At 75.7% G+C, this 19,643-nt stretch carries 19 protein-coding genes and 1 tRNA gene; 9 read left to right on the top strand and 11 right to left on the bottom strand.

The window, feature by feature from the left end; translation table 11 throughout:
• The first annotated feature begins 85 nt into the window (after window positions 1-85).
• Together EV189_RS21160 and EV189_RS12775 are read left to right on the top strand one after the other, a co-directional pair.
• A complete protein-coding gene (locus EV189_RS21160; protein ID WP_407938133.1) occupies window positions 86-1,099 on the top strand; it encodes a cold-shock protein in 1,014 nt (337 codons plus the stop codon).
• Window positions 1,100-1,201: 102 nt separating this feature from the next.
• Window positions 1,202-2,185 carry a lactonase family protein gene (locus EV189_RS12775; protein ID WP_165400278.1) on the top strand — a complete coding sequence of 328 codons (984 nt, stop codon included), beginning with the start codon at window positions 1,202-1,204 and terminating at the stop codon, window positions 2,183-2,185.
• Here the strand turns inward: EV189_RS12775 and EV189_RS12780 are convergent.
• Entirely contained in the window at window positions 2,182-3,636 is a 1,455-nt protein-coding gene (locus tag EV189_RS12780) for a glutamate synthase subunit beta (RefSeq protein ID WP_130493328.1), read from the bottom strand. The genes EV189_RS12775 and EV189_RS12780 overlap by 4 nt on opposite strands.
• Window positions 3,637-3,866: 230 nt before the next feature.
• Window positions 3,867-4,295, bottom strand: a complete 429-nt coding sequence (locus tag EV189_RS12785; protein WP_165400279.1) for an ATP-binding protein — start codon at window positions 4,293-4,295, stop codon at window positions 3,867-3,869.
• A gap of 330 nt (window positions 4,296-4,625) precedes the next feature.
• Here EV189_RS12785 and EV189_RS12790 point away from each other — a divergent pair, with 330 nt between their 5' ends.
• On the top strand, window positions 4,626-4,829 hold the full coding sequence (locus tag EV189_RS12790) for a cold-shock protein (protein WP_130493330.1): 204 nt from the start codon (window positions 4,626-4,628) through the stop codon (window positions 4,827-4,829).
• 270 nt (window positions 4,830-5,099) lie between these two features.
• Here EV189_RS12790 and EV189_RS12795 read toward each other — a convergent pair.
• Both EV189_RS12795 and EV189_RS12800 read right to left on the bottom strand, forming a co-directional pair.
• A tRNA-Met gene (locus EV189_RS12795) sits at window positions 5,100-5,173 on the bottom strand.
• A gap of 51 nt (window positions 5,174-5,224) precedes the next feature.
• Window positions 5,225-8,161 carry a UPF0182 family membrane protein gene (locus EV189_RS12800; RefSeq protein ID WP_231116353.1) on the bottom strand — a complete coding sequence of 979 codons (2,937 nt, stop codon included), beginning with the start codon at window positions 8,159-8,161 and terminating at the stop codon, window positions 5,225-5,227.
• 177 nt (window positions 8,162-8,338) lie between these two features.
• Between EV189_RS12800 and EV189_RS12805 the strand changes: the two genes are divergently transcribed.
• Complete coding sequence (locus EV189_RS12805) at window positions 8,339-8,851, top strand: PPA1309 family protein (RefSeq protein ID WP_130493332.1); 513 nt, start codon at window positions 8,339-8,341, stop codon at window positions 8,849-8,851.
• An 18-nt stretch (window positions 8,852-8,869) separates the two neighbouring features.
• Here the strand turns inward: EV189_RS12805 and EV189_RS12810 are convergent, their stop codons facing one another.
• The 5 genes from EV189_RS12810 to EV189_RS20700 form a co-directional block, all read right to left on the bottom strand.
• Complete coding sequence (locus EV189_RS12810) at window positions 8,870-9,511, bottom strand: acVLRF1 family peptidyl-tRNA hydrolase (RefSeq protein WP_231116354.1); 642 nt, start codon at window positions 9,509-9,511, stop codon at window positions 8,870-8,872.
• Between the two features lie 5 nt (window positions 9,512-9,516).
• Complete coding sequence (locus tag EV189_RS12815) at window positions 9,517-10,611, bottom strand: YlbL family protein (RefSeq protein WP_231116355.1); 1,095 nt, start codon at window positions 10,609-10,611, stop codon at window positions 9,517-9,519.
• Window positions 10,608-10,796: a hypothetical protein gene (locus EV189_RS12820; RefSeq protein ID WP_130493333.1), complete on the bottom strand. Its 189-nt coding sequence runs from the start codon at window positions 10,794-10,796 to the stop codon at window positions 10,608-10,610. Before EV189_RS12820 ends, EV189_RS12815 begins: the two co-directional genes overlap by 4 nt.
• Before the next feature lie 158 nt (window positions 10,797-10,954).
• Window positions 10,955-11,383: a molybdenum cofactor biosynthesis protein MoaE gene (locus EV189_RS12825; protein WP_231116356.1), complete on the bottom strand. Its 429-nt coding sequence runs from the start codon at window positions 11,381-11,383 to the stop codon at window positions 10,955-10,957.
• The gene (locus tag EV189_RS20700; RefSeq protein ID WP_130493334.1) at window positions 11,380-12,519 is read right to left on the bottom strand and encodes an NAD-dependent epimerase/dehydratase family protein; all 1,140 of its coding nucleotides are present in this window, start codon (window positions 12,517-12,519) and stop codon (window positions 11,380-11,382) included. The genes EV189_RS12825 and EV189_RS20700 overlap by 4 nt, the downstream gene beginning before the upstream one ends.
• A 197-nt stretch (window positions 12,520-12,716) precedes the next feature.
• On the opposite strand from EV189_RS20700, the gene EV189_RS12835 reads away from it, so the two are divergent.
• A complete protein-coding gene (locus EV189_RS12835) occupies window positions 12,717-14,060 on the top strand; it encodes a zinc-dependent metalloprotease (protein ID WP_130493335.1) in 1,344 nt (447 codons plus the stop codon).
• Window positions 14,057-14,608 (top strand): NUDIX hydrolase, encoded by a 552-nt coding sequence (locus EV189_RS12840; protein ID WP_130493336.1) that lies wholly within the window; start codon window positions 14,057-14,059, stop codon window positions 14,606-14,608. Before EV189_RS12835 ends, EV189_RS12840 begins: the two co-directional genes overlap by 4 nt.
• Here the strand turns inward: EV189_RS12840 and EV189_RS12845 are convergent.
• Entirely contained in the window at window positions 14,605-15,282 is a 678-nt protein-coding gene (locus EV189_RS12845; RefSeq protein WP_130493337.1) for a M48 metallopeptidase family protein, read from the bottom strand. The genes EV189_RS12840 and EV189_RS12845 overlap by 4 nt on opposite strands.
• Before the next feature lie 245 nt (window positions 15,283-15,527).
• Here EV189_RS12845 and EV189_RS20225 point away from each other — a divergent pair, with 245 nt between their 5' ends.
• Both EV189_RS20225 and EV189_RS12850 read left to right on the top strand, forming a co-directional pair.
• On the top strand, window positions 15,528-15,686 hold the full coding sequence (locus EV189_RS20225; RefSeq protein WP_165400282.1) for a DUF5679 domain-containing protein: 159 nt from the start codon (window positions 15,528-15,530) through the stop codon (window positions 15,684-15,686).
• A 226-nt stretch (window positions 15,687-15,912) separates the two neighbouring features.
• Window positions 15,913-17,169, top strand: coding sequence for a TOMM precursor leader peptide-binding protein (locus EV189_RS12850; RefSeq protein ID WP_130493338.1), 1,257 nt, complete (start codon window positions 15,913-15,915; stop codon window positions 17,167-17,169).
• Here the strand turns inward: EV189_RS12850 and ligD are convergent.
• On the bottom strand, window positions 17,129-18,043 hold the full coding sequence (gene ligD, locus EV189_RS12855; protein WP_130493339.1) for a non-homologous end-joining DNA ligase: 915 nt from the start codon (window positions 18,041-18,043) through the stop codon (window positions 17,129-17,131). The genes EV189_RS12850 and ligD overlap by 41 nt on opposite strands.
• A 117-nt stretch (window positions 18,044-18,160) precedes the next feature.
• Between ligD and ku the strand changes: the two genes are divergently transcribed.
• On the top strand, window positions 18,161-19,351 hold the full coding sequence (ku, locus tag EV189_RS20985) for a non-homologous end joining protein Ku (protein WP_130493340.1): 1,191 nt from the start codon (window positions 18,161-18,163) through the stop codon (window positions 19,349-19,351).
• Window positions 19,352-19,643 lie beyond the last annotated feature (292 nt).

Raw genomic sequence — 19,643 nt, forward strand, 5'->3', positions numbered from 1 at the left:
GCCGCCCGTGCGTCATCCTGGGATGCCCGCGAGACGGTCGGCGGGGCCCGGCGACGTGCGCCGGGGAGGCGGAGGGAAGCGGACGATGCTCGGCACGGTGCAGTGGTTCAAGGCGGACAAGGGCTTCGGCTTCCTCACCCCGGAGGACGGCGGCGACGACGTGTTCGTCCACGTCTCGGCGTTCCACGAGGGGCTGGGGACGCTGCTCGAGGGCCAGCGCGTGGAGTTCGACCTCGTCGAGGGCGAGCGCGGCCCCCAGGCGGCCGACGTGCGCGCGGTCGAGCCGGAGCCGGCCGGCCCGTACGAGCCGCGGGAGGGGGCGGTCACTGGCACCGTCACCTGGTACGACCCGGACAAGGGCTTCGGCTTCCTCTCGCCCGACGACGAGGGCGCCGACGTGTTCGTGCACTCCTCGGCCCTCGCCCCGGGCGCGCTGCCCGAGGGCGGCGACCGGGTGGAGTACTTCCTCGGCGAGGGCCCCCGCGGCCCGCAGGCCGAGCAGGTGCAGGTGCTCCCCGAGGAGCCCGGATCACGCCTCGTCATCAGCGGCACCGTCCACTGGTTCGACGAGGAGAAGGGCTTCGGGTTCATCACGCCCGACGACGTCTTCGTCCACTTCACCCAGATCAGCGGTGCCACCGGCTACCGCACGCTGCGCGAGGGGCAGAAGGTCGAGTTCTCGATCGCGCCCGGCGAGCGCGGGCTGCAGGCGGAGAAGGTGCGCGTGACCGGCGCGGCACCCGCTCCGCCCCGTGACGACCGGCACCGTGACGACCGGCGGGGTGGCGGCGACCGCCCGCGCGGCCGGGACGGCGACCGGCGAGGCGGGCGCGACAGCGGCCCGCGCGAGCACGCCCCGCGCAGCGGCGGCCGCAGCGGCGGGGCCGGCTCCGGTGGCAACGGGACCGTCCAGTGGTTCAAGGCGGACAAGGGCTTCGGCTTCATCACCCCGGACGGTGGGGGCGACGACGTCTTCGTGCACTTCTCGGAGATCGCCGAGGAGGGGAAGTTCCGCAGCCTGCACGACGGGCAGCGGGTCGCCTTCGAGGTCGTCCAGACGGACAAGGGCCCGCACGCGCGCTCGGTCCGTCCCGTCTGACCGCGTCCCCGGCCGGCGTGGGGTCCGCGCGACCACCTGCGGACTGAACCGGTCCAGCACCCCGCGGCGCACGGGCACTCCCCTGCTGGCAGGATGACGATCATGACGCGGAGCCTGCTGCTCGTCGGGTCGTACGACACCCCCGGCGAGCCGGGCGCCGTGCGGGCGTACGCGCTGGACCCCGAGGACGGCGTCGGCGACCTGCTCGCGACCCTGCCGCTGAGTGACGCGTCCTTCCTGGCGACGCACCCGGTGCTGCCGGTCGCGTACGTCCTCGGGGAGGGCGACGAGGGCACGCTCAGCACGGTGGCCCTCGGCCCCGACGGCTCGCTGGAGCTCCTCGAGACGGTGCCGAGCGGCGGCGCGGCCCCGTGCCACGTCGCGGTCGCCGCGGACGGCACCCACGTCGTCACCTCGCACTACGGCGACGGCGCGGTCACCGTCTCCCGGCTCGACGGCGCCGGGCGCTTCGTGCGCCACGACGTGCTCCGCCTCGAGCGGCGGGACGGCCGCGTGCCCCGCGCGCACTCGGCGCTGCTCGGCGGGGGACGGGCCTGGGTCGCCGACCTGGGGCGCGACCTGGTCGTCGACCTCGAGGTCTCCGCCGACGGCGCACGCGTCGTGCAGGAGGCGGCCGCTCCCGCGGGCAGCGGCCCGCGCAGCAGTGCGGAGCACCCCGACGGGACGCGCTGGGTCACCGGGGAGCTGGACGGCACCGTGCTGCACTACGGCCGCGCCGACGGCGGCTGGACCCTGCTCGCAGCAGCACCGTCGTGCGCCGCCGGGCGCGAGCACGACGCGCGCGTCTCCGCGCTGCGGACCAGCCCGGACGGGCGCTGGCTCTGGGTCGCCAACCGCCACCACAGCTGCCTGAGCCGCTTCGACCTCGCCGCCGGCGGCGCACCCGCCGCCCACGTCGTGGTCGAGGGCGACGAGCTGCGCGACTTCTGCCTGTGGGCAGGGCGGGTGCTCGTGGCCGTGCAGCGGGCCGGACGGCTCGTCGTGCTCCCCGAGGACGGCGGCGAGCCGGAGCAGGTGCTCGAGGTCCCCGGCGTCGCCTGCGTGGTGCCCTGGGCGCAGCCCTAGACCGCGAGCGGCCGCGCGCTCGGCGGGATCGGGAACGGCAGCTCCGTGGCCCCGGTGAGGTACGCGTCGATGCCCGCCGCCGCCGCGCGGCCCTCGGCGATCGCCCACACCACGAGGGACTGGCCACGGCCCGCGTCACCGGCGACGAAGACGCCCGGCACCCGCGTCATGTAGTCCTCGTCGCGGACGAGCCCGCCGCGCGCGTCGAGCTCGACCCCGAGGCCGGCCAGCAGCGGGCTGCGCTCGGGCCCGGTGAAGCCCAGCGCGAGGATGACGAGCTGGGCCGGCAAGTGCCGCTCGGTCCCGGCGGTGGGGGTGAAGACCCGCTCGACGCGGGTGCCCTCCACGACGACGATCTCGGCGATGCTGCCCGCCCCGTCGCCGACGAGCTCGACGGTGTTGAGCGCGTACGCCCGCTCGCCGCCCTCCTCGTGCGCGCTGGAGAGCCGGAGCACCCGGGCGTGCACCGGCCACGGGTCGTGCTCGGGCCGGTCGGTGGGCGCCTGGGGGTTGATGTCGATCTGCGTGATGGAGCGCGCGCCCTGCCGGATGGCGGTGCCGTAGCAGTCGGCGCCGGTGTCGCCGCCGCCGATGATGACGACGTCCTTGCCCTCGGCAGTGATCGCCGGGACGTACGTCGCGTCACGCGCCGTGCGGTTGCCGTGCGGCAGGTAGTCCATCGCCTGCACGACGCCGGCCAGCTCGCGCCCGGGGACGTCGAGCTCGCGGCGGGCGGTCGCGCCGACCGCGAGGAGCACGGCGTCGTAGCGCTCGCGCAGCTCCTCGGCGGTGATGTCGGCGCCGACCTCGACGCCGCAGCGGAAGCGCGTGCCCTCGGCCCGCATCTGCGCGATGCGGCGCTCGAGGTAGCGCGTCTCCATCTTGAACTCCGGGATCCCGTAGCGCATGAGCCCGCCGGGGGCGTCGTCGCGCTCGTAGACCGCCACGGTGTGGCCGGCCCGGGTCAGCTGCTGGGCGGCCGCGAGGCCCGCGGGCCCCGAGCCGACGACCGCGACGGTCTTGCCGGTGAGCCGGGTCGGCGGCTTCGGCTGGACCAGGCCCTCGTCCCACGCGCGGTCGGCGATCGCCGCCTCGACCATCTTGATCGTCACCGGGTCGTCGCCGATGCCGAGCACGCAGGCGGACTCGCAGGGCGCGGGGCAGACCTTGCCGGTGAACTCCGGGAAGTTGTTGGTCGCGTGCAGGCGCTCGATCGCGTCGGCCCAGTCGTCGCGCCAGGCGAGGTCGTTCCACTCCGGGATGAGGTTCCCGAGCGGGCAGCCGTTGTGGCAGAACGGGATGCCGCAGTCCATGCAGCGACCGGCCTGCGTGCGCAGCGACTCGGTGCTCATCTCCTCGTAGACCTCGCGCCAGTCGCGGATCCGCACCTCGACCGGACGACGGGGCGCACTCTCGCGCGGGGCCTTGAGGAAGCCGCGGGGGTCGGTCATGGCGGTCCTCTCGAGGATCCGGGGAGGGAGGATCTCGACCGCAGCGGCGGGGTCGTGGTCCGGCGGAGGATCGGGCGCTCGAGGAGCGGCCCGACGGGTCGACGCCGGTGTCTGCGCACATGGTACGGCCGCGCAGGCGCTCCGCGCGCGCGAGATCCGCCGTCAGCCGACCGGTCGCGCCAGCCAGCCGGTCCTGTCAGCGAGCCCGTCCCGCCACCCAGCGGGTCCGGTCAGCCGGCCGGCAGGGCGGCGGGCTCCCCCAGCTCGAACCAGATCTCCTTGCCGTCCGGCCGGTGGCGGCACCCCCAGTGCTGGACCAGGGCCTGCACGATCTCCAGCCCCCGCCCCGACTCCGCCAGCGGGTCGGCGTGGGCGCCGGCACGACGGGCCTGCGGGCAGTGGGGGTCGGCGTCTGAGACGTGCACCTGGACCTGGTCGTCGTCCAGCGAGACGCCGACCCGGAAGGGCGGTCTGCCGTGGCGCAGGGCGTTGCTCGCGAGCTCGGTCACGGCGAGCAGCGCGGCGTCGAGGAGGTCGCGCTGCGTCGAGCGCGCGAGGGAGGAGGTCACGAACTGCCGCGCGACGCCGCAGGCGCGCTCGTCACCGGGGAGCTCGTGCGAGACCGACCACTGCCGCACCGGTGTCCTCCGCAGCGTCACGGCCCGCCGCTGCTCGACGGGCCTCCACCGCCAGTCGTGCCCACGCCGGCAGGCGCACAACCGGCTCCGGGCGTACGCTCCGCGGCCGCGTGCCGGGTCGGCCCACCTCGGCCCTCCGTCCGGCAGCCCAGGGCGGCGCCGTCTTTGACAGGGGCTGGATGACCTCGTACTGTCGTCAGTGGTTGGTTTTTGCTTCACGCTCGTTTCTCGAACGCCGCGGAGTGAGACAGCAGGCGATCGAGGCATCTCCCGAGTGGTGACGCCCCCGGTGCCGGTCAGACCCGGGTGCGGCGTCCGCAGCACCTGAACCCCTCCCCCACAGGAGATCCCATGCCTCAGGGCACCGTGAAGTGGTTCAACGACGAGAAGGGCTTCGGCTTCATCGCGCAGGACGGTGGCGGCCAGGACCTGTTCGTCCACCACACCAGCATCGAGGCGACCGGCTTCCGCAGCCTCGCCGAGGACCAGCGCGTGGAGTTCGAGATCACGCAGGGCCAGCGCGGCCCGCAGGCCTCGCAGGTCCGCGTCATCTGACGTCGTCCTGACGACTCCCGGCCTCGCCGGGACCTGCACATCCCCCGGCTGAGCCGGGACTGCACATCGCACGAAGGGCCAGCGGCAGCAGCCGCTGGCCCTTCGTCGTGCGTGGCGCACCCTCGACCTGTCGCGCTGCAGCGTGGGCGGTCCACGTGCGCGTCCGGGTCCGGCGCGGAGCGTTAGCACGGCACGGACGACGCGCCAGGGAACGGGCCGGGAGACGCCTCAGGCCCCCCACTCGGAAGTGAGGGGCCTGAGGACCCTGTGTAGCGGGGGCAGGATTTGAACCTGCGACCTCTGGGTTATGAGCCCAGCGAGCTACCGAGCTGCTCCACCCCGCGTCGGCTCTGCCAGCATACGCGACCGACGGGGACGGACCAAATCGCGGGCGGTCAGCCCGACGGCGAGGGGCTGGGCACCGCGCTCGGCGTCGCGCTGGCCGACGAGCTCGGGCCGACGCTCGGCAGCGTCGCGGACCCCGTCAGCTGCTGGAGCTGCTGCAGGACCGCCTGCAGCCGGGTCTGGGCCGAGAGGTAGCCCACCGTGTCCTTGGCCTGCAGGTCCCGCTGGCCCTCCTGGTAGATCCGCAGCGCCTCGTCCACGAGCGCCGTCACCTGTGCAGGTACGGCGGTGGCCCCACCGGTCGTGGTCCCACCGCTGCTCGCGGACGGGCTGGGGGTCGGGCTCGTGGAGCTGCCCGTGCCCCCGGAGCCGCCGGTCGCCCCCGTCGTCGGGGAGCCGCCCTGCGCGAGGTTCTGCAGGGCCGCCTCGAGCGTGCTGCCGTAGGCCGCGTTCGTGCCGTCGGACACGAGGACCAGCTGCAGCGTCGGGAAGCGCGCCGTCCCCGACGCGGGCTTGACGTAGACGGGCTCGACGTAGACGAACCCCCCGCCCGCGGGCAGCGTCAGCAGGTTGCCGTAGTCCACCTCGGAGGCGCCACCGCGGGAGAGCAGGCTGATCTGCTGCGCGATCCCCACGTTGCTCTTGAAGGAGCTCTGCGCCAGCTGCGGGCCGAAGGTCTGCGAGCCCGAGCCCGACGTCGGCACGAGCAGCACCCGCAGCGTGCCGTACGCGGTGGAGTCGGTGGGGTCGCTGTCCACGGACATGAAGGCCGTGAGGTTCTCGCGGTTGCCGATCGGCACGAAGGGCGTCGTGAGCGAGAAGGAGGGCTTCGCCGTCCCCGGCATCTGCACGGTGAGGTAGTAGGGCGGGACGTCCTGCGTCTCGTCGCTCCTCGTCGGGTCGCTGGGGATGCGCCAGAAGTCGTTGTTGCTGTAGAAGACCTTCGCGTCGGTGACGTGGTAGCGCGAGTAGAGCTCGCGCTGCACCTTGAACAGGTCCTCGGGGTAGCGCACGTGCGACAGCAGCTGCGTGTCCTTCTCCAGGAAGCTGCGGTCCAGCACGGTGCCCGGGAAGGCGTTGCGCCAGGCCTTGAGCACGGGGTCCGTCTCGTCCCAGGCGTAGAGCGTGACCTTGCCCGAGTACGCGTCGACCGTCGCCTTGACCGAGTTGCGGATGTAGTTGACCCGCCGGTCGTCCTGCGCGGCGACCACGCTCGAGGTCTTCGTCACGATGTCCGTCGTGGCGGCTCCCAGCTCCTGGCGCGTGGAGTAGGGGTAGGAGTTCGAGGTCGTGTAGCCGTCGACGATCCACACGATGCGGCCGTTCACCACCGCGGGGTACGGGTCGCCGTCGACGGTGAGCCACGGGGCGACCTTCTCCACGCGCTCGCGCGGCTGCCGGTCATAGAGGATCTGGGACGCGGAGTTCACCCGGCTGGAGAGCAGCAGGTTGGTGTCGCGGTACTTCGCGGCGTAGACGAGGCGGTCGAACAGCCCGCCGATGGGGACGCCACCCTTCCCCTGGTAGGTCGAGGTGGTGCCGGCGTTCGGGTCGTCCGCCTCCACCGGCTGGCTCCTCGGAGGGGCGCCGACGATGGAGTACTCGGGCGACTCCTCCCCGAAGTAGATCTGCTGCTGGTACTCGCCGAACGCGTCCGCGGCGAAGAACTTCGGCTCGCCCTCGGTGTCGGGCTGCGCCGCGGGGGCGGCGACGAAGCCGTAGCCGTGGGTGTAGACGGTCCGCTCGTTGGTCCAGTTGCGCTGCGACTGGTTGAGCTTGCTCGCGTCGACCTCGCGCACCGCGACGACGGTCTCCACCTGCTTGCCGCCGATGGTGTAGCGGTCGATGTCGAGCGGGTCGGGGAACTCGTACCACGTCTGGCTCTGCTGGGACGCGGTGAACGTCGGCGAGACGACGTACGGGTCGATGAGCCGCGCGGCCGCCAGCGTCGGGCTGCTCGCGGCCGCGGCGACGTCGGTGTCGCGCGCGGTGGTGTAGGACTTCGCGACGACGCGGTCCAGGCCGTACGCCGTCCGCGTGGCCGCGATGTTGCGCGTGATCTGGCCCGACTCCTTGTCTGCCTCGCTGGGCTTGACCCGCAGCTGGTGGAAGAGCGCCGGGTAGAGCCCGCCGATGAGCACCGCGGCCACGAGCAGGGAGCCGAGTCCGAGCCCCGGCAGCAGCCAGGTGCGGCGCCACACGTTGGCGAAGAAGAGCACGGCGCAGATCAGCGCGACCCACGCGAGGATCGTCTTCGCGGGCAGCACGGCGTTGATGTCGGTGTAGGTCAGCCCGGTGAAGTCGCTGCGCCCCACGGTGCTGTCGGAGACCTCGAGGGAGTAGCGGTCGAGGACGTAGGCCACGGCCTTCAGCAGGACGAACAGCCCCAGCAGCACGCTGAGGTGCACGCGTGCGGCGTCGCTCGTCCGGTCACCGCCGCTCTGCACGCGGATGCCGCCGTAGAGGTAGTGCACGACGGTCGCCGCCACGATCGTCAGCAGCAGCAGCGAGAACCCGTAGTCGAGCAGGAAGCGGTACCACGGCAGCTTGAACACGAAGAACGACGTGTCGAGCCCGAACTGCGGGTCCTTGCTGCCGAACGGCGTGCTGTGCCGCCAGAGCAGGTAGGTCTTCCACTGCGTCGCCGCGGACAGCCCGGCGATGACGCCGAGCAGCACCGACGCAGCGATGAGCAGGAGCCGGCGGACCGGCTCGAGCGCCATGCGGTAGCGGTCGAGGCTCTGCTGCTCCTGCGAGCTCGGGATGTAGACCGGCCGGAGCCGGAAGGCGAGGTAGGCGTTGCCGCCGACGACCCCGCCGAGCACGGCCCCGAAGACGAGGAAGAGCCCGACGTGCACGCCGATGCGGCGGACGAAGACACCGGACTCGTCGACCGAGCGGTACCACAGCAGCTCGCTGTAGTACGCGGCGAAGGCGAAGAAGCCGATGACCAGCAGGACCAGGATGATCACGGTGGGCACGAGCACGCGCCCCCTGCGGCGGACGAACGCGCGCGGCCGTCCTGGGTCCCTCGGCATGGAGAAGCTCACGCGGACAGCACCTACCGGTTCGGCTCGCCGGGCCCGGACGGGACCGGTCGTCGGCTCAACTTACCCACCCGTGCTGTGGGTTCCCCGCTGAGCGCGTCTGCCAGACTCCCGGCCATGACCAGCACGCCCCCCAGCCCGCTCGAGGAGGTCGTCGTCGAGGTCGAGCGGCACGTGGCCCGCGGGGGCTGGGACGCTCCCCCGCGGCTGTTCGCGCTCGTCCCCACGAGCGACCTGCTGGCCGCCGAGCCCGGCCTCGCCGCCTCCCTGGCGGACGCCGGCGCGTACACCCCCGTGGAGCAGGAGGACCTGCCCAGCGCCGACTCGCTCGAGGACCTCCTGGGCGGCATCGCCTGGCCGGACGCGGTGGTCGGAGCGGCGCTCGTGGTCGAGCGGCTCGTGCTGCCCGCGGACGCCGAGGGCGCGATACCCGACGACGAGCAGGACGCCCTGCGCTGGGTCGCGGAGCACCCCCGGCGCCAGGAGGTGCGCCTCGCGGTCGGCGTGCTGCGCGACGGGGAGCGCGCCAGCGTCGTGCGGCTGCGCGACCACGACGACGACCTCGAGGTGCTCGTCGGGCAGGACCTCGTGCCCGGCCTGCGCGAGGCGCTCGCCGCCACCTTCGGCTGACCGGGGTCGCCCGGGACGCTAGGGCTCGCGGACGAGGACCCGGACCGCGACGAGCCGCGGCCCGCACTCCTCCAGCACCGCGCGGCGCGGCTCCGGCACGTCGAGGCGGCGCTCGGAGACGAGGGGGCGCAGCACCGCGAGCCGCGGGTCCTCGAGCACGAGCTCGCAGGAGCGGCGGTCGCCGCCCGTGACGAGCGCAGCGAGCGTGGCGGCCTCCGGCACGAGGACGGCGGCGGCGAGGTCGGCGGCCGCGGCGTACGCGACCCTCGCCTGGCCCTCGCGCCGCCGTGCGAACCGCTGCTGCGACCAGCCCCCGGCGGCGGTACGGCCCTGGACGTGCCGCGACCCGGCGCGGCCCCCCTCGAGGGTGGCGCCGGTGAAGACGCCGGCGGCGTGCCCGCCGCGGCGGACGAGCAGGACGCCCGTACGCCGTGTCAGCGCCGCGTGCGCCGCCAGGACCTCAGCGGCGGCCGCAGGGTCGGTGGGCAGCTCAGGCACGGGCGGGTACGGCGCCGCGAGCTCCGCGCTGGCCCCGTCTGGCGCGGCCAGGACCAGGCGAGCGCCCTGGACGTCGGCCGCCGGCGCGCCGTGCCGGGCCGCGAAGCCCTCGACCCAGCGCACGAGCCGCTCTGGAGCGACCTCGACCTGGCGCGACTGCACCGGGCTCAGCTGCAGCTGGGCAGGCTCGCGGTGCGGTGCTCGCGGATGGCCTGCAGCGCGTTGAGGGAGTCCTGCAGCTTCGCGACCTTGATGACCTGCAGGCCGGAGGGCACCGCGCCCTTGGTCTCCCCGCAGTTCGCGGCGGGCGCGAGGAAGAAGGTCGCGCCGGCACGCCGCGCGGCGACGAGCTTCTGCTGGATGCCGCCGATCGCCCCCACGTCGCCCGCGTCGTCGATCGTCCCGGTGCCTGCGACGAAAGCGCCGCCGGTGAGGTCGCCGGGCGTGAGCTTGTCGATGATCCCGAGCGTGAACATCATCCCGGCGCTGGGACCGCCGACGTCCTGCAGCCGGATGGAGACCCTGAAGGGGTAGACCGCGTCCAGCGCGGGCGTGATCCCCACCTGCGCCTTGCCGCTCGCGTCGCGCGTCGGCACGGTGAGGTCGAGCGTCTTGCCGGCGCGCAGCACCTGCACCGCGACGGTCTGGCCGGGGGCGTGGGCCTGGATGCCGGCGCGCACCTGGTCCGGGGTCGACACGGCCTTGCCGTCGACCTGGACGATCTGGTCGCCGGGCTCCAGGACGCCCTTCGCCGGCGCGTCCCCCGCGACGGCCTGGATGACGAGCCGCCGCCCGATCGGGATGCGCAGCTGGTTGAGCGCGGCGGTGACCGCCGTGCTCTGCGACAGCTGCATCTCCTGGTCGTCCTCCTGCTTCACCTGCTTCTCGCTCTTGTCCGCGAACAGCGAGCGCTCGGGCAGCACCGCGTCGGCCCGGTCGAACCACGCGCGCAGGGCCTGGAGGAGGTCGACGCTGCGGCCGGGACCGCCGTACAGGCTGACGGTGAGCAGCTGGAGGTGACCGCTCGCGGGGTAGCTCGCGTGCCCCGAGATCGAGATGACGTCGCCGTTCCTGCCGTCGACGCCGAGCGTGTTGGCGGTGGGCCCCGGCGTGAGGATGACGTACGGGACGGGCAGCAGCGCCGCGAGCGCGGTCAGCGCGATCACGAGCGCGGCGGCGACCGCGAGGCTCAGCGTCCGCGGCTGGAGCGGCGCGAGGCGCACCCGGCGACCGCTCGCCGGCGCGGTGTCGACGGTGGTCACGCGCCGGCCGCCGGGGGGCCGGGCCGCTCGCCGCTCGCCGTGCGGAGGGCCTCGCGGAACCGCGCGTGGCGCCGCACGGTCTCCTCCGTGCCCTCCGGTCGGCGGGTCCGCCGCGAGAGCGCCACCAGCACGATCGCGAGCGCGACGGCGACGACCGGGATCGCGTCCCAGAGCAGGGGGGTCACGTGGGTCTCGCTCCGTCGGTCTGGTCCGGTCAGGCGTTCTGGTCTAGGGCAGGGCGGTCGTGGTGCTGGCGGTCGGACAACGCCGCAGGTGCGGAGGAGTGTTCCCGCGGGGTTCCCAGTCTGGTGGTGCCCGGAGGGCACGCGCTGCAACCGGGCGGCTACGGCGAGCCCACCCACTCCTCCGTGCCGTCGGTGAAGCGCTGGTGCTTCCAGATCGGGACGCGGCGCTTGAGCTCGTCGACCAGGCGCTCGCAGGCGGCGAAGGCCTCGCCACGGTGGACGGCGGAGACGGCGGCGACCAGCGCGAGGTCGCCCAGCCCGAGCTCGCCGGTGCGGTGCACGACGGCCACCGCCACGACCTCGCCCGTCGCGACCTCCTCGGCCACCTCGCGCAGGGCGTCGACGGCGGAGGGGTGGGCGGTGTAGGCCAGGCCGCGCACGCCCTTCCCGCCGTCCGCGTCGCGGACCGCACCGACGAAGACCACGACACCGCCGGCCTGCTCGTCCGCGACGGCGCCCCGCACCTCCTCGACGTCGAGCGCGCTCTCGCGCACGTCGACCAGGCGCACGGCTCCGGCCGCGCTCACCGCCCCGACCTCCGCCGGCGGGCGGCGCGCACGAGCGCGGCCGTCCCGACCACGGCGACCGCGGCACCGGCGGACGCGAGCGTCGCGTCGCGCCCGAGGCCGCGCCGCCCGTCGGCGTCGAGCGCGTCGAGCAGGGCGCGGAACGCCGCGACGTTGTCGTGCGCCGGCACCCAGCCCGCCGCCTCCAGCCGTGCCGGCGACACGACCCAGGGGTGCACGACGTAGGCCAGGTCCGTCGCCGGACCAGGGACGACGCCGACCCGGTGCAGCCGCTCGGCCGTGCTGAAGGCGAGGGCCGGGGGCAGCTCGATGCGGCGCAGCCCGGAGAGCACCTCGACCTGCTCCTGCTCGAGCCACCCGGGGCTCGCGACGGGGAGCGGTCCGGCGAGGCCCGACGTGACCACGAGCGCAGCGGCCGTGGCCAGGTCGTCGAGGTGGCAGAACTGCCAGCGGGGCACGCTGCCCCGGACGACGAGCAGGCGCGGGGCCGCGAAGTGCCCGGCCAGCGCCGGCGTGAGCCCTGGTCCGACGAGCGTCGCGGGCCGGAGCACGGCGACCTCGAGACCGGGGTGCGCGAGCGGCGCGCGGGCCGCCATCGCCTCGACCTCGAGCAGGTCGCGCAGGTGCCCTTCGCCGGGCGCCGCCCGCAGCGGGGCGTCCTCGTCGAGGGGGACCGGGTTGTCCGGCAGCGCGCCGTAGACCTCCGCGCTCGTCACGAGGACGACGCGGGGCACGCGGGCCGCCGCCGCGGCGGTGAGCGCCGTCGCCGCCGCGAGCACGGGCTGCACCGCGCGGCTCGGGGCGACGAGGGCGTCGACGCCGTCGAGCACGGCCGCGAGGCCCGGGCCGTGCAGGTCGACGGGGAGCACCCGCGCGCCGGGGCCCTCGGACCCCGAGCCGGCAGGGGCGGCACCGTCGAGCCCGGCCCCGTCGGGTGCGGCAGCGTCGGGGCCCGTACCGCCGGGCTCGGAGGCGTCCTCGGGGACGAGGGCCAGGACCTCGGCGACGCCCGGGTCCTGCGCCAGGGCGGCGACCACCGCAGCGCCGACCGGGCCGTCCGCCCCCGCGACCGCGACCCGCAGCCCGGGCGTGCGCTGTCCGCGAACGCCACGCTCAGCGGACGGGGGCAGCGTCACCGCGACCCCCCGCGGGCCGCCGGGGAGCCGGCGCGCGCGGATACGGTGAAGCGCATGAGGGCGCGCGCCGCGGTGCTCGAGGGGTCCATGAGGATCCCCATCCTGCCCTGCGCGGCCCTCCCCCACACGGTCCGGGTGCGGCGCACGACGGCGCCCCGCCCCGCCGCGACCGCGGGGACGACGGCGAGGAGCGCGGCATGAGCACCCCCTTCGGCTTCGGCCCGGGCACCGGCGGCGGGGAGGGCTCCGGCGGATCGGGCGACCCGTTCGGGCTCGGGGCCTTCGGCGACCCCTCCCAGATGGCGGAGGCGTTCGCGCAGATCGGGCGCCTGCTGTCGTGGCAGGGCGGCCCGGTCAACTGGGACCTCGCGCGCGACACGGCCCGCCAGGCCGTGGCCGGCGGTGACCCCTCCCCCTCCTTCGGCGACCGCAGCCTGGTCGAGCAGGCCCTGCGCCTCGCCGAGCTCTGGCTCGACGACGCCACCACGCTGCCGGCCGCCGGCGGCCGGGTCGAGGCCTGGAGCCGCGCTGAGTGGGTGGAGCGGACGCTGCCGGTCTGGCACGAGCTGGCGGAGCCGGTCGCCGAGCGGGTCCAGGAGGCAATGACCGCCGCGCTGCGCGACCAGCTCTCCGGTGCCGGCGCCGAGGGGCTCCCGCCCGGCATGGAGGGCCTGCTCGGGGCGGGCGTCTCCCCGGAGACCTTCGCCCAGCAGCTGCAGAGCCAGCTCGGCCCGATGCTCAAGGCGATGAGCGCCTCGATGTTCGGCGCGCAGGTCGGCCAGGCGCTCGGGGCGCTGGCCGGCGAGGTCGTCGGGTCCACCGACGTCGGGCTGCCGCTCGCCGGCACGGGACGCAGCGCGCTGCTCCCCTCCGGCGTCGCCGCCTTCGGCGCCGGGCTGGAGGTCCCCGAGGAGGAGGTGCGCGTCTTCCTCGCGCTGCGCGAGGCCGCCCACCAGCGCCTGTACGCCGCCGCGGGCTGGCTGCGCCCGCGCCTGCTCGGCGACGTCACGGCGTACGCCCGCGGGATCGCGATCGACGCCGCGGCCATCGAGAGCGCGGTCTCCCAGCTCGACCCGAGCGACCCGGCGGCGGTGCAGGAGGCGCTCGGCTCCGGGCTGTTCGCCCCGGACCCGACCCCGGAGCAGCAGCTGGCGCTCACCCGCCTGGAGACGCTGCTCGCGCTCGTCGAGGGCTGGGTCGACACGGTCACGGCCGCCGCCGCCGAGCCGCACCTCAAGCACGCTGCCGCCCTGCGCGAGGCGGTGCGCCGGCGCCGCGCGACCGGTGGCCCGGCGGAGCAGACGTTCGCCAACCTCGTCGGCCTCGAGCTGCGCCCGCGGCGGCTGCGCGACGCCGCCCGGCTCTGGGAGCTCGTCGCCCGGGCGAGGGGCACCGACGGGCGCGACGCGCTCTGGACGGCGCCCGACCTCATGCCGGGAACCTCGGACCTCGACGAGCCGGAGCTGTTCGCGAGCACCTCCAGCGTCGAGGTCGACCTCGACGAGCTGCTCGGACCGGACGGCGACGGGCCGCAGGCGTGACGCTGCACGACGACGCGGTGCGGGTGCTGCGCACCTGGGAGCCGCCGGACGCCGGGCAGGAGGAGCTGCGCACCGCGTACCTCGAGCACCTGGCGGCCCACCCCGACGCGATGACCCGCTCGTGCCTCCCCGGCCACCTGACGGCCAGCGCGCTGGTCGTCGACCCCGACGGCCGCGTCCTGCTGACCCTGCACCGCCGGCTCGGCCGCTGGCTGCAGACGGGCGGGCACTGCGAGCCGGGTGACGCCACGCTGGCGGCCGCCGCGCTGCGCGAGGCGAGCGAGGAGTCCGGCATCGACGGGCTCCCGGAGCCCGCGCAGCCCCTCCGCCTGGACCGCCACCACGTGCCGTGCGCGGGACCGGGGAGCAGCGTCGCCCACCTCGACGTCCAGTACGCCGTGCTCGCCCCCCGCGGCGCGACGACCCGCATCAGCGAGGAGTCGAGCGACCTGCGCTGGTTCGCCCCGGACGCCCTGCCGGAGGGGACCGACGACAGCGTGCGCCGGCTGGTCGCCGCGGCGCTGCTGCTGCCGCAGCCGAGGGGCTAGGCGCCCGGCCCCGTGCCGGCGGCCGAGTCGACGCCCTCGAGGAAGCCGCGGGCGCGCTCGGTGCGCGGGTACGCCTCCAGCAGCGCCCAGAACCCCGGCCCGTGCCCCGGCTCGAGCAGGTGGGCGAGCTCGTGGAGCAGGACGTAGTCCAGCACCCACGTGGGCAGGCCCTGCACCCGGCGCGAGATGCGGATGGTCCCGTCGGACGGCGTGCACGAGCCCCAGCGGTTGGCCTGGTTGTCGACCCAGCGCACGCTGCTCGGGACGGCGCGTCCGCCGAGGTAGCGCCGGGAGAGGTCGGCGGCGCGCGCGGCCAGCTCGCCGTCGCCCGGCCGGCGCCGCTGCTCCTGGGCGTCGAGGCGGGAGAGCATCGTGCGGACCCACCGCTGCTCCTGCGCGGGCGGCAGGCCGGCGGGGAGCAGCACGACCACGGCGTCGCCGTCGCGGTACGCCGACACCGTCCGCCGCCGGCGGGAGCTGCGGCGGACCTCGACCCGGACGGCGGGGGGCGGCCCGCCGGCACCCGGCGGCTCGGTGGGCTCCGGCGGCTCGGCGGGCTCGGGCGGCTGGGCCACCGCGACGGGCGCCGGAGCGTCGTCGGGGGCGCTCTGCAGCGCGAGGGCGTGCTGCAGCTCCAGCTCGGCGCGGGCCGCGCCCCGCTGCGCCGTCCTCATGGAGGGACGCTACCGTGCCAGGGCGGACAGGACGGGACGATCCGCGCGACACCTGCTGCCGGGCCCCCGCGGCCCCGGCGGGGAGGGGCCGCGCACGGCCCGCGCAGTGCCTGGCGCGCCGCTCCGCGGAGCCCGTGGAGCGGTGTCGTAGGGTGACGCCGAACCTGACCGCCCGCTCGGCGACCGCCGGGCCGGAGCCCATCGGGGGCGCGCGACGGCCGCCCCCCGACGACGAGGAGTCCCCCATGGCCGAGAGCTACAGCGGCGACGCGTACTGCGTGAAGTGCAAGGAGAAGCGCGAGTTCACCGGCGAGGTCAAGGTGAGCGAGTCCGGCCGCCGCATGGCGCAGGGCACCTGCCCGGTGTGCGGCACCAAGCTCAACCGCATCCTCGGCAAGGCCTGACGCACGACCCGGCCCCCTCCGCGGGGGCGCTCAGGAGGGGCGGTCGCCGTACGGCGACCGCCCCTCCTGCTGTCCAGGCCGTCACCCGGAGCTGTGGACGACCGGCCCTGAGCGCGGCCTGTGGACAGCCGTTCGCCGCGCCCCGCCCGAGCGACGAGGCTGGGCCAGCGCCGAGGGCGACCGGACGGGCCGGTCCCGACCAGCCCGGCGCCGAGGAGGTGCCGGGATGGGACCAGCGCAGGCGCGGCCGCGGCTGCCCGAGGCGGTCGTCGTGCTCCGGCGCTCCGCCACGGAGGTGCAGCTCGGCGTGGACCCGGAGCGCGCGGTCGTCATCGGCGGGCTGGGCCCGGCCGAGCTCGACCTGCTCGGGCGGCTCGACGGCTCGGTCGAGCACGACGAGCTGCTGGGGCACCCGTCGGCAGGGCCCCGGTCGGCGCGGCTGCTCCACCTGCTGGAGGAGGCCGGGCTCCTGGCCTCCTCCCCGTCCGGGGGCGCCGTGCTGCGCAGCCTCCCCCTCGCCTCGCGCGACCGGCTGGCCCCCGACGTCGCCGCCTGGGCGCTTCCGCCGTCCGGCCGGCAGCGGCTGCAGCGCCGCGCAGCCAGCTCGGTGCTCCTGCTCGGGGCGGGGCGCGCCGGCGCGGCGGTCGCCCGGCTGCTCGCCGCCGGGGGCGTGGGTCGCGTGGAGGTGGAGGACGACGCGCTCGTCGCCCCCGCCGACCTGCTGCCCGGCGGCTACCGGCCCGGCGACGAGGGCCGGCCGCGGGCGCTCGCCGCCGCGGACCTGCTGCAGCGCGAGGCCCCCGTCCCTCCCGAGCTCGCCGCACGGCTGCGCCAGGTCCGCCGGAGGGCCGGCGCTCCTCCGGGCCGGCTCGCGCGCGACGCGCCCGACCTGACCGTGCTCGCGGGGGACGCCCCGCCCGCTCCCGCCCTCGTCGACCGGCTGGTGCGCCGAGGGGCGCCGCACCTGCTGCTCGGCGTCCGCGACGGCACGCCGGTCGTCGGTCCCCTCGTGGTCCCCGGGGCGACGGCCTGCCTGCGCTGCCTCGACCTGCACCGCACCGACCGCGACCCGGCCTGGCCGCGGGTCGCCGCGCAGCTGCACGCCGCCGGTCCGCGCACCCGGGCCGCTGACGGCGCGCTGCTGAGCGCGGCCGCCGCCCTCGCCGCGCTGCGGGCGCTCGCGCACCTCGACGGGGAGGACGCGCACGCGCCCGACGGCTCCGGCGCGGTCGTGACGCTGGAGGTCCCGCCGCCCGTCGGGGTGGTGCGGGAGCGCCGCTGGCTCCCGCACCCCTGCTGCCCGTGCGGAGCCGACGCCGCGCTCGGGCCGGAGCCGCCGCCCGCGGTGCTCCCGGTGGTGCCGGCGCCGGACGCCGGGGCCCCCGGTGTGCCGGGCGTGCGGGACGAGACGGGCTCACCGGACGTACGGGACGCGGAGCCGGTCAGGCCGTCGGCGGCTCGGGGAGCCGCTGGTGCTGCGTGAGGACCGGCGCCAGGAGGTCCCCGTGCCGCTCGACGCGGTCGAGCACCTCCGGCGCCGTGAAGCGCAGCTGCTCCGCCGAGCGGCAGCCGGCGACCTCGTCCCAGGTGACCGGAGTCGAGGCGGTCGGCCGCTCCCGGGCGCGCAGGCTGTAGGCCGCGACCGTGGTCTTCGCCCCGTTGTTCTGGCTCCAGTCGAGCAGCACCTTGCCGGGGCGCAGCGACCGCGTCATGCGCGACACCACCAGCTCGTGCTCGACGCGCTCGAGGTGCTCGGCCAGGGCGTGCGCGAACGCGTGCGTGCGCTCCCACGGCACGGGGGCGACGGGCACGTAGACCTGGAGGCCCTTGGAGCCGCTCGTCTTCACCCACGCCTCCAGCCCGCCCCACTCCGGCCGGGCGAGGGTGTCGCGCAGCAGCACCGCGACCTGGCAGCACTGCACGACGTCCGCCGGGGCCCCGGGGTCGAGGTCGAGCACGAGCAGGTCAGCGCCCGCGGGCGCGCCGTCCGCGTCGACCCGCCACTGGGGCACGTGGAGCTCGAGGGCGGCGAGGTTCGCGAGCCACACGAGCGTCGGCAGCCCGTCGACGACGACGTAGTCGATGGTGCTCCGGCCCTTGGTGCTGCCCGGCGAGTCGAGGGTCGCCGTCCGCACCCAGTCCGGGGTGTGGCGAGGCGCGTTCTTCTCGAAGAAGTCGCCGCCGTCCACGCCGTCGGGGTACCTCTTGCGCGTCGCCGCCCGGCCGGCGAGGTGCGGCAGCATGACCGGCGCCACCCGCGCGTAGTAGTCCACGACCTCGCCCTTGGTGAACCCCGTCGCCGGGTACATCACCTTGTCGAGGTTCGAGAGCACGAGCTGGCGGCCCTCCACCTCCACGGTCGTCCTCGTCGTCCTCGTCGTCCTGGTCCCCGCCACGCCGCCTCCGTCCCCGCTGGTGGGCGCCGGGACGGCGCGCCTGTTCCCATGCTGCCCGCGATCGGGGACACTGCCCCCATGCAGGCGATCTGGAAGGGCACCGTCTCCTTCGGCCTGGTGTCGATCCCGGTGCGGCTCTACGCCGCCACCGAGGAGAAGGGCATCTCGTTCCGCCAGGTGCACGACGCGGACGGCGGGCGCATCCGCTACAAGCGCGTGTGCTCGGTGGACGGCGAGGAGGTCGCGTACCGCGACATCGTCAAGGGCTACGAGCTGCCCGACGGCGAGATGGTCGTGCTCACCGACGACGACCTCGGGGCCCTCCCGCTGCCGACGAAGCGCGTCATCGACGTGCTCGAGTTCGTGCCGCTCGACCAGGTCGACGGCATCTACCTGTCGAAGCCGTACTTCCTCGCCGCCGAGGGGCCGGGCACCAAGCCCTACGTCCTGCTCCGCGACGCCCTCGAGGCCGCGGGCCGGGCGGCGCTCGTCAAGGTGGCCCTGCGCAACCGCGAGTCGCTGGCGGTGCTGCGCCCGAAGGACGGCGCGCTGCTCGTGCAGACGATGCTGTGGCCCGACGAGGTGCGCGACGCGGGGGCCTTCGCGCCCGACGAGGCGGTGGAGGTGCGCGACCAGGAGGTCGCGATGGCGCAGTCCTACATCGAGACGCTGTCGGGCGACTTCGACCCCGAGCAGTTCAGCGACGACTACCGCGTGGCGCTGGAGGAGCTCGTCGAGGCGAAGGTGTCCGGGCGCGCGGTCCAGGAGCCCGCGGAGCAGGCCGACACCGGCGGGACGGTCGTCGACCTCATGGCCGCGCTGCGCGCGAGCGTGGAGGCGGCGCGGTCGCGGCGCGGCGACGAGGGCACCGGCTCCGCCGCCGGTGCAGGGGAGGCCGCGGCGCCGGAGCGGGCTCCGGCGGAAGCCGCTCCGAAGAAGGCCGCTCCGAAGAGGGCCGCTCGGAAGAAGGCCGCTGGGGAGAAGGCCGCAGTGGAGGAGGCGCCCGCGAAGAAGGCACCCGCGAGGAGGGCTGCGGCGGAGCAGGCTGCCGCGGAGGAGGCACCCGCCAAGAAGGCCCCCGCGAAGAAGGCCCCCGCGCGGAAGGCCTCGACCACGGGGGAGGGTGCGACAGGCGCGCCTGCCACGAAGGCGGCGGCGAAGCGGCCTCCCGCCAAGAAGGCGCCCGCCCGGAAGGCGACCGCGGGTGGCGCCGCGTCCCAGGACGCTCCCGCGGCCACCGAGGGGCGGCGCGCCCGCAAGACCGCCTGATGCTCGACGGCCCGCGACGGCGACTCGGGCCGTCGAGCAGGGGTCGTGCGGGCAGGGTCAGCCGCGCAGCCCGCGGACGGGGACCTGGGTCCGCCGCTCGAGCAGGGCTGCTGCGAGGATGCGACGGACGACGTAGTGGGGAAGGGGTGTGCTGGTCATGGGGGTCGTGCTCTTCCTGGGCATGACGGCAGGCGTCCTGCTCCTGCTCGGTCTGGTGGTGCTGGTGGTGGCCCTGCTGGGCTCGCGCAAGGCGCGCGCCCGGCGCTAGGCGCGCCGGACGCTCGGCGCAGGC

Source organism: Motilibacter rhizosphaerae, from assembly GCF_004216915.1.
Taxonomy (GTDB): domain Bacteria; phylum Actinomycetota; class Actinomycetes; order Motilibacterales; family Motilibacteraceae; genus Motilibacter; species Motilibacter rhizosphaerae.

What these genes read in the sequence shown, in the direction of transcription:
- EV189_RS21160 (WP_407938133.1), top strand. Translation starts at nt 86, where the DNA reads ATGCTCGGCACGGTGCAGTGGTTCAAGGCGGACAAGGGCTTCGGCTTC.
- EV189_RS12775 (WP_165400278.1), top strand. Translation starts at nt 1,202, where the DNA reads ATGACGCGGAGCCTGCTGCTCGTCGGGTCGTACGACACCCCCGGCGAG.
- EV189_RS12780 (WP_130493328.1), bottom strand. Translation starts at nt 3,636, where the DNA reads ATGACCGACCCCCGCGGCTTCCTCAAGGCCCCGCGCGAGAGTGCGCCC.
- EV189_RS12790 (WP_130493330.1), top strand. Translation starts at nt 4,626, where the DNA reads ATGCCTCAGGGCACCGTGAAGTGGTTCAACGACGAGAAGGGCTTCGGC.
- EV189_RS12805 (WP_130493332.1), top strand. Translation starts at nt 8,339, where the DNA reads ATGACCAGCACGCCCCCCAGCCCGCTCGAGGAGGTCGTCGTCGAGGTC.
- EV189_RS12835 (WP_130493335.1), top strand. Translation starts at nt 12,717, where the DNA reads ATGAGCACCCCCTTCGGCTTCGGCCCGGGCACCGGCGGCGGGGAGGGC.
- EV189_RS12845 (WP_130493337.1), bottom strand. Translation starts at nt 15,282, where the DNA reads ATGAGGACGGCGCAGCGGGGCGCGGCCCGCGCCGAGCTGGAGCTGCAG.
- EV189_RS20225 (WP_165400282.1), top strand. Translation starts at nt 15,528, where the DNA reads ATGGCCGAGAGCTACAGCGGCGACGCGTACTGCGTGAAGTGCAAGGAG.
- EV189_RS12850 (WP_130493338.1), top strand. Translation starts at nt 15,913, where the DNA reads ATGGGACCAGCGCAGGCGCGGCCGCGGCTGCCCGAGGCGGTCGTCGTG.
- ku (WP_130493340.1), top strand. Translation starts at nt 18,161, where the DNA reads ATGCAGGCGATCTGGAAGGGCACCGTCTCCTTCGGCCTGGTGTCGATC.